The organism is Pseudarthrobacter phenanthrenivorans, assembly GCF_036455295.1.
Taxonomy (GTDB): domain Bacteria; phylum Actinomycetota; class Actinomycetes; order Actinomycetales; family Micrococcaceae; genus Arthrobacter; species Arthrobacter phenanthrenivorans_C.
On sequence record NZ_JAYXNX010000001.1, the window covers coordinates 34449 to 47522 of the forward strand.

Here is a 13074-nt window from a genome sequence, read left to right on the forward strand (position 1 = left end):
TATCAGGCCTGCTGGCGCAAGTCCACCACGATGCCGGTAGCCGCGTTCTCGCGCATGGCCCTGATGCCGTCACGGAGGTGGTTCAGTGACTTGAAGGTTGGCGAAACCGCAACTGTGTTGCCCTCGGAGTCGGTGAGCCGCAGCCGGTACGACTCGTCGCCTGCACGGTGGATTTCAAATCTTCCCGCCATGGACGGGGACCTCCCTGGATATGCGTCATTGCATCAGTGTGGACCGGTCTGCTTCAGTCGCCGCCTTTGACTGTAACGTCCGTCACCGGGCCCGTACAGCTACTGCCGGGTAGGTTACTTTGCGTCTCGTGGATCCGGCAGCGGCCCCGTCCTGACCCTGCTATTTGGCCAGGTCGTAGGAGTCGACGACGGCGAGGCTGACCGGGAATTCCACGGGGATGGGGCCGAACAGGAGCTCCTTGGCAGCTTTGGCTGATTCTTCGATGGCACGGATGCAGGCGTCGACGCTGGCCGACGGCGCGTGCACCATCACCTCGTCGTGCAGGAAGAAGACCAGCTCAGGCCGGACAACTGGATCCGGGCCCCCGGCGACTGTCGCCCGGAAGGTGCGCAGCCGCCGTCGTAATTCTGCAAGCCAGCACGCGGCCCAGTCCGCCGCCGAGCCCTGGACCACGAAGTTACGCGTGAAGCGGCCCCGCGACCGGGCGATCGACTCAGCCCGCCGCTGCTCCTCGGCCGTGGCGGAACGCTGGCTTTGGAACCAGCGATCCGTTGGGGGAGGGCTGCTGCGGCCCAGTCTCGAGGTGACCGTTTGGCCTGCTTCACCGGCCCGTGCCGCCCGCTCCACGAAGTCGACGGCGCGTGGATAGGTGCGCGCCAGCTGCGGCATCAGCCGGCCCGCTTCACCGGAGGTCGCCCCGTACATGGCTCCCAACAGGGCCATCTTCGCTTTGGCCCGGTCGCCGCCGAAGCCCTTTGCTGCGATGCCGGCGTACAGATCCTGGTCCCGCGCCGCCTCCGCCATGGTGGAATCCCTGGCGAGGGCCGCCAGGACGCGCGGTTCAAGCTGGGAGGCGTCGGCGACGATGAGCTTGTGGCCGGGATCGGCGTGCACGGCACCGCGGACCTGCCGTGGAATCTGCAGGGCCCCACCGCCGCGCGATGCCCAGCGCCCCGACACCACTCCACCCACCACGTACTCGGGGCGGAACCGGCCGCCATCCACCCAGGCCTCAAGCCAGGCCCAGCCGTTGGCGGTGTGCAACCGGGAGAGCTTCTTGTACTCGAGAAGCGGCTCGATTGCCGGGTGGCTGGACTCCCTCAGCTCCCACTTGCGGGTGCTCTTCACCTCGATTCCGTTGCGGTGCAGGGCCCGCATCAGGTCCTGCGGCGAATCCGGGTTGAGCCCTGGGGCGTTAAGCAGGGAACGCAGCTCCGCGGCAAGGGCTTCGAGCCTTTGCGGACGCTGGCCGGCGGGCGGCCGCGGCCCCAGGTGGTCGGCCAGTATCTTTTGGTGCAGGTCCTCGCGCCACGGGACGCCGGCGTGCTGCATCTCCGCTGCCACCATCGCGGCCGCAGACTCCGCCGCGAGCAGCAGCTGCAGCCGGTTCCGGCGGTTGTCCGCCGTGTCGACGGCAGCCACGGCGGCCTGCTGGGCGGCATATTCGCCCCGGAGGTCCTCCAGGGACCAGCCAGGCGCGGTCCCGGCTGAGGGGTCATCGAACAGCGCGCCCTGGTCTGCGGAGGGACGGGGTGGCAGCAGCGCTTTGGGGGGAAGCGCCGGATCCTCCACGGGCACCCGCTCGGTGTTCCGGGCGTAGTCCGTGTGGGCGCTGAACTGGGAAAATGCCAGGATGTTGCCGCAGAGCGTGACGTCGTAGCACCGCTCCACCTCCACCCCGGAGGCGAGCAGCGTGGGGTACCAGTCCTGCGTCCGGTGCCAGATCCAGCGCGGTGGCTGGGTGCCGGGGCGCCGCGCTTCAAATTCGCTTACGACGGCGGCAAGGTCGCTCAGTGACACCACTTTGGGTTCGGAGTTGGCTGGCTGGACGCTGCCGCCCTGGGTCAGTTCCTGGATGGCCGCGCCGCGGGGGTGGGCGGCGAGCAGCAGGTACATCCTCCCATTCTGCCCTGTCCGGGGAGCGTACAGATCCGGGTTGTCCACATAAGGGATGTGCACCCTTATCTGCCTTCCGCCTCCGCGGCAGAGTGGCTCCATGAGCAGGCACCAGCTGAACGCATCACCGTCCGGGCCGGAAGGCCCGGCCGGCTCCTGGCCGCCCGGGGGAACGGCGGCACCTTCCCCCGGGAGCTTTCCGCCAGACAGCGGCGCCGGGTCCGGTGCTGCCTGGCTCCCGGATAGATCAGTTGCGGACGGGACAGGCGAAGTCCTGCTGGTCAGCGCCTCCACCATCCTCCGTGGCGAGGTGGAGAGGATAGTGGCGGCCGCAGGCGCCCATTTGCGTGTCGTCCCCGATGCGGTGGAGGCCGGACGCTACTGGGATGACGCGTCGGCTGTCCTTGTGGGCAGTGATATCCGGGAGCTTCCGCCGCGGCGGCGAACCCCCGCGGTGATGGTGGGCCCCGACGGCGAGGGCGACAGCCTGTGGCATCTCGCGGCTGCACTGGGGGCCGAACGCGTTGCCGTGCTGCCCGATGCCGCCGCGTGGCTGGCCGACCACCTCAGCAGGTCGCGTTCACCCGGTCCCGGCGGACTGGTCCTTGGCGTCATCGGCGGCTGCGGCGGTGCCGGGGCCACTACCGCGGCCATCTGGATAGCCCAGGCAGCGGCCCGGCTGGGCGTCCGCGTTCTGCTGGTCGACGGCGACCCCTGGGGAGGCGGCCTGGAGCTGGCACTTGCGGCTGAGGAAACTCCCGGCCTCCGGTGGCCGGATCTCGCGGAAGCCAGGGGCAGCATCGACCCCCTGCAGCTTGCGGATTCCCTCCCTGTCGCCGGCGGCTTCTCCTTCCTGTCCTGGCCGGCCACCCGCGAGAAGCCGTTCCCGGTGGCGGCAGCCGCCGCGGCCGGTGTGCTGGATGCCGCCCGTCGCGGCTACGAGCTGGTGGTTGTCGATGTGGGCCGCGGCGCGGCACCCATCCACACGGTCGCGTGGGACTGCGACAGGATCATGGTGGTGGTGCCGGCCCGGCTCAAGTCGGCCGTGGCGGCCGTGCGCATGCTGCAGGAGCTTCCCCCGGTGGAGGCGGCGCTGCTGGTGCGGGGACGGACCAGCGCGGCGCTGGACAGTGCGTTGATTGCCGATGCCGTGGGGCTGCCCGTGCAGGGCCGCATACCGGAACTGCGTGCGGTCGCGGGGGCCATGGAATCAGGACGCCTGTTGGATCTGGGAAAGCGCCGCAATATCCGGCACTTCGGTGCCAACGTGCTCGACTGGCTCGGGGAGGACCTGCAGGCAGGGGAACTGACATGACGCGGCTGCCGGGCAGTTCCACGGATGCTGCGGCCCGGAACGCGGGCGGTGCAACAGGGGGCAGGGACGTTGGCGGGCGGCGCAGCGCACGCATCCTGGAAGCCAACCGGGCCGACCGCCAGGACCGCGGCACCGCCGGCACAGGCAGGCCGGTTGACCCGGGGCTGCTCGAATCCGTCCGTGAGTCCATGATGGCGGAGGCCGGAGCCGTGACGCCCTCCAGGGTGGCCGCAGCCGTCCAGGCCACCGGGAAGCTGTTGGGCACTGCGGGCTCGCTTGCCGCCGTGGAGCGGATCAGCGCCGAGCTCAACGGTCTGGGCCCCCTGCAGGAGCTCACCCGGGACCCTGGCGTAACGGACATCTTCGTTAATGCTCCCGACTCCGTCTGGGTGGACCGGGGCCGGGGCATCGAACGCGTTCCCGTCCTGTTCGATGGGGAAACACAGTTGCGTGCATTGGCCTGCAGGCTTGTGGCGGCAGGCGGGCGCCGCCTCGACGACGGTTCGCCCTGCGTAGATGTCAGGCTTGCCGGCGGCTACCGTGTCCACGCCGTGTTGCCGCCGGTATCCACATCCGGGACCCTGCTGAGTGTCCGGATCCGGAGGGAGCGCGTCTTCAGCATGGCGGAGCTGGCCTCGGGCGGCATGTTCGAAGCGAAAGTACAGACAGTGCTGGAAGCAGTTGTGGCCAGGAGGCTCAGCTTCCTGGTCAGCGGTGCCACGGGCTCCGGGAAGACCACTTTGCTCTCCACGCTGCTGGGCCTCTGTTCGGCAGAGGAGCGGCTGGTCCTGATCGAGGATGCGTCCGAACTGAATCCCGTCCACCCCCACGTGGTGGCCCTGGAATCACGTCACGGAAACCTTGAAGGCGGCGGCGCCGTGGATCTGGGCGAACTCGTGCGGCAGGCGCTGCGCATGCGGCCGGACCGGCTGGTGGTGGGGGAGTGCCGCGGGGCTGAGGTGCGGGAACTACTGACCGCCATGAACACGGGGCACAGCGGCGGCGGAGGCACCATCCACGCAAATACCGCGGCAGCAGTTCCGGCCCGGTTGAACGCCCTCGGCGCGCTCGCAGGCCTGGGCACCGAAGCCGTGCGGCTTCAGGCTGCCAGCGCGCTCGACGTCATCGTCCACGTGGGCAGGACGGCGCGGGGCAGGCAAGTCCTGTGCATTGGCCTGATCGACGACGGACCGGACGGCCTGACCGTGGTGCCGGCCCTGGGGGAGTCAGGCGCGCCCGGTCCTGCGTGGCCGGCTCTGGCCGCCCGGTTGGACATGGACCCGGGGGACATCCAGTGACCCTCCTCTTCAGCGGACTCCTGTGCAGCGCTGTGCTGCTGCTCCTCAAGCCGCCTCTGGATGCTGCTTCGAGGTTGCGGGCAGCAAGCGGCCGGCACCCCGGGCCACCTGTCGTACGAAAGGGCCGGAGGCTGGCAGTGGCCCGGACTGCCGGTGGAAGAAGGGCCAGGAAGCAGGGGCCGGCCCTGACCCTGATGGTGCAGCAGTTGGCTGCGCTGCTGAAGGGTGGACGGACGGCCGGGCGGCTGTGGGACGAGCTGTGGACCGTGTACGGTGCCGGGGGCCAAGACAGGCAGCCGACGAACGGGCAGATCCGGTCCGGGGCACTGTCATTGGGCTCAACTACTGTCCTGGCATCGGCCCGGGCAGCCGCGGCAACAGGCGCGCCGGTTGGCGAGTCCATCCGGCGCGCGGTTTCCACCGTGTTTGCGGACAGGGACGGGGAAGGCCGCACCTGGTTCCAGTTGGCCGCCTGTTTCGACATCGCTGAAGCCAGCGGTTGTCCACTGGCCGACGTGCTGACCCGTTTTGCGGCCCAGCTTGAAGCCGAGGAGGACTCGGACGCGGCCCGGCAAACAGCCCTCGCCGGGCCCAAAGCCACGGTCCGTCTCCTGACCTGGCTCCCCCTGATGGGTCTTGGACTTGGTGCGGCCCTGGGAGTGGATCCGCTGGCCACGTTGCTGGGAACGCCCCTCGGCTTGGCTGCTTTGATGGGCGGCGTGGTCCTCACCCTGGCTGGCAGGGCCTGGTCCGCCCGTCTTGTTTCGGCCGCTGCGGGAGTACGAACCCCATGACGCCGGGCTGGGCTCCCGGGCTGTCATTGTTCCTGCTGCTCGCGGCGGCCGCCTGGCTTTCATGTTCGGCCCATGGTCGGCCGCGGCAACGGTTGCGCCGCCTGCCCCGCCCGGGCCCGGGGATGAAGCCTCCTGGCAGCGCGCAGGGCGGGAACCCTGGCATTGGCCTGAACGATCCGGCCATGATGCTTGAACTCGTGGCGGCGATGCTGGATGCCGGAGCCGGCATTGGTCGTTCCCTCGAGTTGGTGGCCACCTCGGCCGCACCACAGTACAGGGAGTCCCTGCGGCCGGTGGTCTCAGCGCTGGCCATCGGAGCCGATTGGGATACAGCCTGGCGCAGCTCAGCGGTCCGCCGTCCGGAAATCCTGGAACTTCGGGACGCCCTCGGCTTCGCTGCGCTGACCGGGGCGCCGTCGTCCGCGATCCTGTACGCCCAGGCGGCAAGGCTTCGCCGGGAACGGTTCCGGGCAGCGGAAAAGCGGGCGGCGTCGCTCGGGGTGAAGCTCGTGGTTCCGCTCGGCCTCTGCTCGCTCCCTGCCTTCATCTGCCTGGGAGTGGTTCCGGTCCTGCTCGCCATGGTTCCATCCGGTTCCTAGCAGACCGGGCACCTGCCTGCATCCGAACCCAACCCGTCCTCCACATCGAAGCAGAAACCCCAGGCTTTTCCACTTAGTGCACCTGATGCCTTACCGGCGCCAGCCGGGCCGGGAAGAGTCAAAGCAGCCGGCAAAACCGACCACCGGCGAACAACGGAAGGAAAACCCAATGTCCAGGAACCACCAACGCAACTACTTCGCAGGAACCACCGCGCCCCCTGCTTCCTGGCAGCGTCCTGCGCCGCGGAACGGGCGCCTCCGCAGCGGCGCCGCCCCATACGCCTCCGGGCCGGAAAGCGTCCTGAACCGGAGCCTGGCGGAGCCCTCCGTCCCCGGCGCCGCCGCCGTGGCAGTGCCCGGCAACGTGGTGGAGCTGTATCCAGGATCCGCCGCAGTCCCGGCCGCGTCCCGCCGCAGGCGAACACTTCCGGGAGCAGAAGCGGGGATGGCCACGGCGGAATACGCCATCGCCACCCTGGCAGCGGTCGGCTTCGCCGGGCTGCTCGTGTTCATTCTTCGCAGTGATGAGGTGCGCGGCTTCCTGCTCACGCTTATCCGTACCGCCCTGGCGCTGCCATGACCTGTGGGGCCGGCCGGCCCTGTCCCTGGCGGCCCCCGCCAACTGCATCGTGCTCCGCCGAACGCAGGCACCTTGCTTTCGGCCATAGCGCAGGTCCGCCGCGACGCAGCAGAACAGTTGCTGAAGCGACTGGCACGGCGGACGCGGACCGGGGTACGGTGACGGCCGAATTCGCTGTCGCGCTGCCTGCCGTCCTGGCGTTGTTGGCCATGCTGTTGGCCGGAGCCGCGGCAGGCATGACCCAGCTGCGCATCGAGGAAGGCGCCCGGGCAGCGGCCAGGGCCCTGGCAAGGGGTGATAACCCGGCTGCGGTTGAACGGGCGGTCCGGACGCTCGCCGGCGGCTCAGCCGCCGCGTCTGTTGCCGCCGACGGCGAGTGGTTCAACATCACGGTCACCGACCGCGTGGCCGGGCCCTTGGGATCGGCCATTCCGTGGGTCCTCACCGCCCGAGCCTCAACCCGCAGCGAAACGGCGGGGACGGGAGCCGGTGTGCCTGGTGCTGGCAGCGGCCTGACCGGTGGCGGCCCTGGATGAGGAGGAATGGCCACCCCCGAAACCGTGCTGGCGGGCGCTCCCGGGAGGCTGAACCCCGACGGCACCGCGGAAAAAGGCGCCGCCCCGAAACAGGGGACGGGCGCGAGCGTGGGGCGGGGACGGTCCTGGCTGCAGGGGTTGCACTCGTGGTCATGACCGCGATGGCCGTCATGCTCCTGCTGGCCCAGTCAGCCGTGCTGGCAAGCCGGGCGGCAGCGGCGGCAGACCTTGCAGCCCTTGCCGCAGCTGACGCTCTCCGTGGCATCAGGACCGGAGAGCCCTGCACGGTAGCCGCGGAGGTGGCCGCCCGCCACGCGGCCACGGTCCTCAGCTGTTCGGAGGGACCGGGGCAGACGGTGGAGGTGCGGACCGGGCTGAACGGCAACCCCTTGCTGGGAACTGCAACCGGTCATGCCCGTGCAGGACCTCCACCCTAGGGGCACACCGGGCAGCAGGGACATGCTGCGCACCAGGGACACGCCGGGCAAGAGTCAGGTTGTGGCGTGCAGGCCCGCCGGCATGGCTTCCGTGGCGTCCTTGAGCAGGACGTCCAGCAGGGTCACAGCGGCCGCCTTGTCCAGCGGGTTGTTCTTGTTCCCACATTTGGGCGACTGGACGCAGGAGGGACAGCCTGAGTCGCACTCGCAGGCATTGATGGCGTCCCGGGTTGCCGCCAGCCACACCCTCGCCTTGTCGAAACCCCGCTCAGCGAACCCGGCACCCCCGGGGTGCCCGTCATATACGAAAATGGTGGGCACCCCGGTGTCGGCGTGCAGCGCCGTGGAGACGCCGCCGATGTCCCAGCGGTCGCTCGAGGCAACGAGGGGCAGGAGGCCAATGGCGGCGTGCTCGGCGGCATGCAGGGCACCAGGGAACTGCGCCTCGATGAGCCCCGCTCCGGTGAGGGAGCGGTTGTCCACCACGAACCACACCGCTTTGGTGAAGAGCTCGCGTGCCCCCAGTTCCAACGGCTCTTCGCCAAGGACCTCATTGGAGATCAATGCCTTGCGCTGGAAGGAGACAACCTGGGTAGTGACCTTCACATCGCCGAAGTGGACGGTAACGTCGCCCCATTGCATGGTCCGCAGGGTGTCCAGGACCTCGATCTGGGTCACGTCGCGTGCTGTGGTGTAGTAGTCCGGGTTCGCCCGGCGCACCATCACGCAGTGGTCGTCTTCGTTCAGGTCCTCAACCACGTAGGTGTCGCCCTGGTGGACATATACCGCGCCCGTATGCGCCTGGTAGTGGGTCTGCGGGGAGTCCATTGTTCCCAGGAGGGAGCCGGTTTCGGCGTCGACGATGCTGACCGGACCCCCGCCGTCGGCGCGCAGGTTCACCATGCCCGCGGCGCTCTGGGAGTGCGTCCAAAACCAGCCGGCGGGGCGGCGTCGGAGATAGCCCTGCGCCACCAGCCGGTCCAGGAGCATTTCGGCTGTGCCGCCGAAGAGGTCCAACTCAGCCGGTCCCAGCGGAAGTTCGGCGGCTGCCGCGCACAAATGCGGCCCGAGCACGTAAGGGTTGGATGGGTCGAAAACCGTGGCTTCCACCGATACGTCGAATATCGCTTCGGGGTGGTTCACCAGGTACGTGTCCAGCGGGTCGTCACTGGCCACGAACGCAGCGACCGCGTCCTGTCCGGCACGCCCCGCCCTGCCAATCTGCTGGAACAGTGATGCCCGGGTTCCGGGCCAGCCGGCCACCAGGACCGCGTCGAGGCCCGAGATATCTATGCCCAGCTCCAGGGCAGAGGTGCTGGAAACGCCCAGCAGCTGGCCGGAGCGCAGTGCTTTCTCCACAGCACGGCGCTCTTCCGGCAGGTATCCGGAGCGGTAGGCCGCCACGCGTTGGGGGAGGCTGGGGTCCACCTCGTCCAGGAGGCGCTTGGTGATGGCGGAAATGGTCTCGGCACCCCGGCGTGACTTGATGAAGGCGATGGTGCGGATTCGGGCGGACACCAGATTGGCCAGCAGGTCGGAGGTTTCCGCCACGGCCGTGCGCCGTTCCTTGGCGCCGTTCTCCCCGCGGACCTCTGTCAGCGCCGGCTCCCAGAGCGCCACGGTGGTGGACCCATGGGGTGAACAGTCGCGGGAAACCGCCTTCACCGGTGCGCCGATAAGGCGCGAGAAGGACACATCAGGATCGGAAGCTGTGGCGGACGCTGCAATGAACACGGGTTCGGGAAAAGAGGTTCCCGCCCCGTAATAGGCGCAAATCCGGCGCAGGCGCCGCATCAGGTTGGCCACATGCGATCCAAAGACGCCGCGGTAACTGTGCGCCTCATCCACGATGACGTAGCGCAGCCGGCGGAAGAACGCTGCCCACCAGGCATGGTTGGGAAGGATGCCAAAGTGCAGCATGTCCGGGTTGGCCAGGATGAAGTTCGCGTGGTCCCGGATCCAGCGGCGGGCGGCGGGATCGGTATCCCCGTCGTACGTCTCAGCGCGGACGGTGGACAGTCCCAGGGCACGGACCGCGTTTAATTGGTCGGCGGCCAGCGCCTTGGTGGGGGAGAGGTAAAGGGTGACTGCACCGTCGTCGTGGATTTTTCCGGGGTCCGCAAGCACCCGCAGCTCCGACCGGTGGATCACGTCCAGCGCAGGCAACTGGTACGCCAGCGACTTCCCGGACGCGGTTCCCGTGGCCACCACAACGTGCTCGCCCCCGTGGGCTGCCTGGGCCGCGTCCACCTGGTGCCGGTACGGTTCCCGGATACCCAGGGACGCATACGCCTCCACGATGTCCGGATGCAGCCACTCCGGCCACGGTGCGTGGACGGCGGCCCTCGCCGGGATGGTGCGGACATGACGCAGCTGTTCCGGGTCCGGGCCGCGGCCCAGCAAAGGAATCAGCGAGTCATGGGGGTTCACCCCACCATTCTTTCATCCGGCGCCCGGCCGGAAGACAGCGGTTCGCCGATGGGAAAACCTCGGCGGTGGAACGGGGCCGGCAAATTCAGCTCAGGGAAAGGTCCGTTCCGTCGTGCGATGCCGAGAGCATGAGGACCTGCGCGACGGTGGTCCAGCCGAGATGCGAATAGAGTTTCTGGCCGTCAATGGAAGCAAGCAGGAGCCCGGTGCGGACATCGTGGCCGAAAGCCTGGGCCGCAAGCGCACGCATGATGAAACTGCCCAGGCCGCGGCGCTGGAACGCGGGCTGGGTGACGATCTTGTCGAACACCGCAGTATCGCCCACCACGAAAACACGGCCGCCGGCGGCTACGGCGTCCCCGGACCGGACCTCGGCGTAGTGGACCCCGTCCTGCTCATAGGTGAAGAGCTTCAGGTCGTCGTCGGAAAGCCAGGGATCCTCGGCGTCCTGCGTCTCCATGTCCACGATCATCATGGTCTGCGTATTGGAGGTGACATTGAGCCCGTGGCGGGCTGCCATGGCGGCATAGCGGGAGGGGTCGTTCGTCAGGATGGTCAACACCCGGGCGGGTGTCTCCGCCGTTCTGGCAGCCAGGGCGGCAAACTCGTCATCAGTGGGCTCGGAGGCGAAGACTTCCCACTCCCCGGTCGTGTCGGCCCGGAGCGCGGACGGGAAGCGGCCCTCTGTGGAGGTCCGGTAGCCGCGGCATCCGGCCCAGCCGGCAACCCACACTTCAAGCAGGCCAGTGATGTCTTCAACCATGGTTTCCGGGCTCATGGCAAGAACAATATTCCAGCCCGATCGCCAGCAACAGGGGGTGGTGGAGTGCTTATGCAATTGTGATCCGTACCCAGCCCGGGTCGTGGAGCCAGACCGGTGGCGGCGGCCCAGACGGTACCCTTAAATACGTGGCTTTGAACAAGATTGTGCTCTTTTACGGCTTTACCCCCATCACTGATCCGGACGCAGTACGGCTCTGGCAGCGGGCCCTCTGCGAGAAGCTGGGCCTGACGGGCCGCATTATCATCTCCAAGGACGGGATCAACGCCACCGTTGGCGGGGAAATTGGTGCCGTTAAGCAGTACGTCAAGACCACGCGCGAGTACTCCGGATTCAGGGGCATTGACGTGAAGTGGTCCGACGGCGGCGCGCAGGACTTTCCCCGGCTCAGCGTGAAAGTACGGGACGAGATCGTGTCCTTCGGGGCACCCGGGGAACTCAGGGTCGACGGCAACGGCGTGGTGGGCGGCGGGACGCACCTCAAACCCCAGGAACTGCACGAGCTCATCGACGCCAGGAAGCAGGACGGCCAGGACGTGGTCTTCTTTGACGGCCGGAACGCGTTCGAAGCCCAGATCGGCCGGTTCAAGGACGCCGTGGTGCCGGACGTGGCCACAACCCATGACTTCATCAAGGAGCTGGACTCCGGCAAGTACGACTCCCTGAAGGACAAGCCCGTGGTCACCTACTGCACCGGGGGCATCCGCTGCGAGGTGCTCTCCAGCCTGATGGTGAACCGCGGTTTCAAGGAGGTCTACCAGCTCGACGGCGGCATCGTGCGGTACGGCGAGGCCTTCAAGGACCAGGGGCTCTGGGAAGGCTCGCTCTACGTCTTCGACAAACGCATGCACCTGGAGTTCAGCGAGGACGCCAAGACCATAGGCGAGTGCGCCCGCTGCTCCGCGCCCACCAGCAAGTTCGAAAACTGCTCCAACCCCAGCTGCCGCACGTTGACGCTGTACTGCGCCGGGTGCGCCGCAAGCCCCGAAACACTCCGCTGCCCGGAAGGCTGCGCGGCAGCATAGCAGCGGCCCGGATGCGAAATCCTGCCCCACCCGGACGGGCCGGACGGACGCGGGACGTGACAGGCGCGGAGCACGTTAGAGCCGGTGCACCCGGAACGCATAGTTGGCTGGGGTTCTTGCCTCCAGCCTGACGGTCAGGACACTGTCCGTGGACAGGTAGATGACGTTTTCGCGGTTGACGCCGCACCTCAGGGCCAGGTCCACCAGGGTGAGGGTGTCGCTGCGCACCGTGAATGTGACGCGGCGCTGGCTCCGGCAGGCGATGGCCAGGACGTAGGTTCCGGTCCCCAGCACCGGAGACGAAAAACTCCGCACCTCCCCTGCAGCCAGGAGCCCGGCGCCGGCCTGGACCACGGGCCCGGTGCTGTCCGGGAGTGCATGGGACACCCAGTCGCCGAGCTCGGCGTCGCTGACAGGATCCTGCTGCAGCGGGTCGCGGGAGAAGGCCGGAGCGGGCGCAACGCTGGCGGTGGCCTGCGCGTTGGCGGCACGGCCGTCGTCGTACGTATATTCACAGCCAGCAAGTGCACCTGCCGCAAGCACAAGTCCGAGGGCGACGGCGGCAGCCGGCTTCGGTGCCGGGCACGCCCGTGCTGTCCCTTTCGAAAGGGCCGCGGAGAGTCTCCGCCCGCTGGGCATAGTTCGACTTTAGGCCTGCCCGGGCCGCCGGGCCATAGCCGGAGCGGCGGGTTATTGCGCAGGCGCCATCTGGTAGGCGTACAGCAGCGGTGCGTCCACGCTGGAACCGCTGACTTGCACCCGGCCAGCTGCAGGAAGGGTGATCCTGGTGGTTTCCTGCCGGCCGTTGCAGGCTGCCCCGGCTTCCGCGACCGGCTTGCCGTCCAGCGATACCGCGAAGAAGGCCTTGCCCGTCCCCTCGCATACGGCCGTGATCATGTACTTGCCGGCTGGAACCCTGGCGGCTTCCCGAACGATGGGGTCACGGTTGAGGATCTTTCCCGAATCCTGGAGCACAACCCCGGGCGCGGTGGTCGGCATGGCCGTGGCCCGCCACTTCGGAACATCCGCGTTTTCCACCGAGTTGACCGGCGCGCACCCCGCCACTGCAACCCCGAGCGCCGTGGCAACCAGCATCAACGGCAGGATGCGCCGGGCTCCGGCGGGGGCCTTGGGGGCCTTGGGGGCGCGCGGCATGACGGGGAGGCGGGAAGGCATGGCTCCACCGTACCC

14 protein-coding genes are annotated in these 13074 nt (G+C 68.4%); 8 read left to right on the forward strand and 6 right to left on the reverse strand.

Annotation, left to right across the window (positions count from 1 at the left end; genetic code table 11):
• Positions 1-2: 2 nt before the first annotated feature.
• On the reverse strand, positions 3-191 hold the full coding sequence (locus tag VXJ37_RS00155) for a YegP family protein (RefSeq protein WP_141945963.1): 189 nt from the start codon (positions 189-191) through the stop codon (positions 3-5).
• Between the two features lie 160 nt (positions 192-351).
• On the reverse strand, positions 352-2088 hold the full coding sequence (locus VXJ37_RS00160; protein WP_331321061.1) for a bifunctional 3'-5' exonuclease/DNA polymerase: 1737 nt from the start codon (positions 2086-2088) through the stop codon (positions 352-354).
• Positions 2089-2362: 274 nt separating this feature from the next.
• Between VXJ37_RS00160 and ssd the strand changes: the two genes are divergently transcribed.
• The 7 genes from ssd to VXJ37_RS00195 all read left to right on the forward strand — a co-directional run bounded on the left by ssd (position 2363) and on the right by VXJ37_RS00195 (position 7647).
• The gene (gene ssd, locus VXJ37_RS00165) at positions 2363-3403 is read left to right on the forward strand and encodes a septum site-determining protein Ssd (RefSeq protein ID WP_331321462.1); all 1041 of its coding nucleotides are present in this window, start codon (positions 2363-2365) and stop codon (positions 3401-3403) included.
• Positions 3400-4701 carry a TadA family conjugal transfer-associated ATPase gene (locus tag VXJ37_RS00170; RefSeq protein ID WP_331321062.1) on the forward strand — a complete coding sequence of 434 codons (1302 nt, stop codon included), beginning with the start codon at positions 3400-3402 and terminating at the stop codon, positions 4699-4701. Before ssd ends, VXJ37_RS00170 begins: the two co-directional genes overlap by 4 nt.
• Complete coding sequence (locus tag VXJ37_RS00175) at positions 4698-5495, forward strand: type II secretion system F family protein (protein ID WP_331321063.1); 798 nt, start codon at positions 4698-4700, stop codon at positions 5493-5495. The genes VXJ37_RS00170 and VXJ37_RS00175 overlap by 4 nt, the downstream gene beginning before the upstream one ends.
• Positions 5492-6094 carry a type II secretion system F family protein gene (locus tag VXJ37_RS00180; protein WP_331321064.1) on the forward strand — a complete coding sequence of 201 codons (603 nt, stop codon included), beginning with the start codon at positions 5492-5494 and terminating at the stop codon, positions 6092-6094. Before VXJ37_RS00175 ends, VXJ37_RS00180 begins: the two co-directional genes overlap by 4 nt.
• Before the next feature lie 169 nt (positions 6095-6263).
• Entirely contained in the window at positions 6264-6674 is a 411-nt protein-coding gene (locus VXJ37_RS00185; protein ID WP_331321065.1) for a DUF4244 domain-containing protein, read from the forward strand.
• A gap of 158 nt (positions 6675-6832) precedes the next feature.
• On the forward strand, positions 6833-7210 hold the full coding sequence (locus VXJ37_RS00190) for a TadE family type IV pilus minor pilin (protein WP_331321066.1): 378 nt from the start codon (positions 6833-6835) through the stop codon (positions 7208-7210).
• Positions 7207-7647, forward strand: coding sequence for an Rv3654c family TadE-like protein (locus VXJ37_RS00195; RefSeq protein WP_331321067.1), 441 nt, complete (start codon positions 7207-7209; stop codon positions 7645-7647). The genes VXJ37_RS00190 and VXJ37_RS00195 overlap by 4 nt, the downstream gene beginning before the upstream one ends.
• 54 nt (positions 7648-7701) lie before the next feature.
• Here the strand turns inward: VXJ37_RS00195 and VXJ37_RS00200 are convergent, their stop codons facing one another.
• Positions 7702-10077, reverse strand: coding sequence for a DEAD/DEAH box helicase (locus tag VXJ37_RS00200; protein WP_331321068.1), 2376 nt, complete (start codon positions 10075-10077; stop codon positions 7702-7704).
• Positions 10078-10162: 85 nt separating this feature from the next.
• Positions 10163-10855: a GNAT family N-acetyltransferase gene (locus VXJ37_RS00205; protein ID WP_331321069.1), complete on the reverse strand. Its 693-nt coding sequence runs from the start codon at positions 10853-10855 to the stop codon at positions 10163-10165.
• Positions 10856-10986: 131 nt separating this feature from the next.
• Between VXJ37_RS00205 and trhO the strand changes: the two genes are divergently transcribed.
• Positions 10987-11883 (forward strand): oxygen-dependent tRNA uridine(34) hydroxylase TrhO, encoded by an 897-nt coding sequence (trhO, locus tag VXJ37_RS00210; RefSeq protein WP_331321070.1) that lies wholly within the window; start codon positions 10987-10989, stop codon positions 11881-11883.
• Between the two features lie 75 nt (positions 11884-11958).
• On the opposite strand, the gene VXJ37_RS00215 is transcribed toward trhO, so the two are convergent.
• Together VXJ37_RS00215 and VXJ37_RS00220 are read right to left on the reverse strand one after the other, a co-directional pair.
• Positions 11959-12522 carry a hypothetical protein gene (locus tag VXJ37_RS00215; protein WP_331321071.1) on the reverse strand — a complete coding sequence of 188 codons (564 nt, stop codon included), beginning with the start codon at positions 12520-12522 and terminating at the stop codon, positions 11959-11961.
• Between the two features lie 51 nt (positions 12523-12573).
• Positions 12574-13059, reverse strand: coding sequence for a hypothetical protein (locus VXJ37_RS00220; protein WP_331321072.1), 486 nt, complete (start codon positions 13057-13059; stop codon positions 12574-12576).
• Positions 13060-13074: the final 15 nt, after the last annotated feature.

Bases quoted from the DNA above. Each gene is read 5' to 3' on its own strand.
- VXJ37_RS00155 (WP_141945963.1), bottom strand. From the start codon at position 191: ATGGCGGGAAGATTTGAAATCCACCGTGCAGGCGACGAGTCGTACCGG.
- VXJ37_RS00160 (WP_331321061.1), bottom strand. From the start codon at position 2,088: ATGTACCTGCTGCTCGCCGCCCACCCCCGCGGCGCGGCCATCCAGGAA.
- VXJ37_RS00170 (WP_331321062.1), top strand. From the start codon at position 3,400: ATGACGCGGCTGCCGGGCAGTTCCACGGATGCTGCGGCCCGGAACGCG.
- VXJ37_RS00180 (WP_331321064.1), top strand. From the start codon at position 5,492: ATGACGCCGGGCTGGGCTCCCGGGCTGTCATTGTTCCTGCTGCTCGCG.
- VXJ37_RS00185 (WP_331321065.1), top strand. From the start codon at position 6,264: ATGTCCAGGAACCACCAACGCAACTACTTCGCAGGAACCACCGCGCCC.
- VXJ37_RS00195 (WP_331321067.1), top strand. From the start codon at position 7,207: ATGAGGAGGAATGGCCACCCCCGAAACCGTGCTGGCGGGCGCTCCCGG.
- VXJ37_RS00205 (WP_331321069.1), bottom strand. From the start codon at position 10,855: ATGAGCCCGGAAACCATGGTTGAAGACATCACTGGCCTGCTTGAAGTG.
- VXJ37_RS00215 (WP_331321071.1), bottom strand. From the start codon at position 12,522: ATGCCCAGCGGGCGGAGACTCTCCGCGGCCCTTTCGAAAGGGACAGCA.
- VXJ37_RS00220 (WP_331321072.1), bottom strand. From the start codon at position 13,059: ATGCCTTCCCGCCTCCCCGTCATGCCGCGCGCCCCCAAGGCCCCCAAG.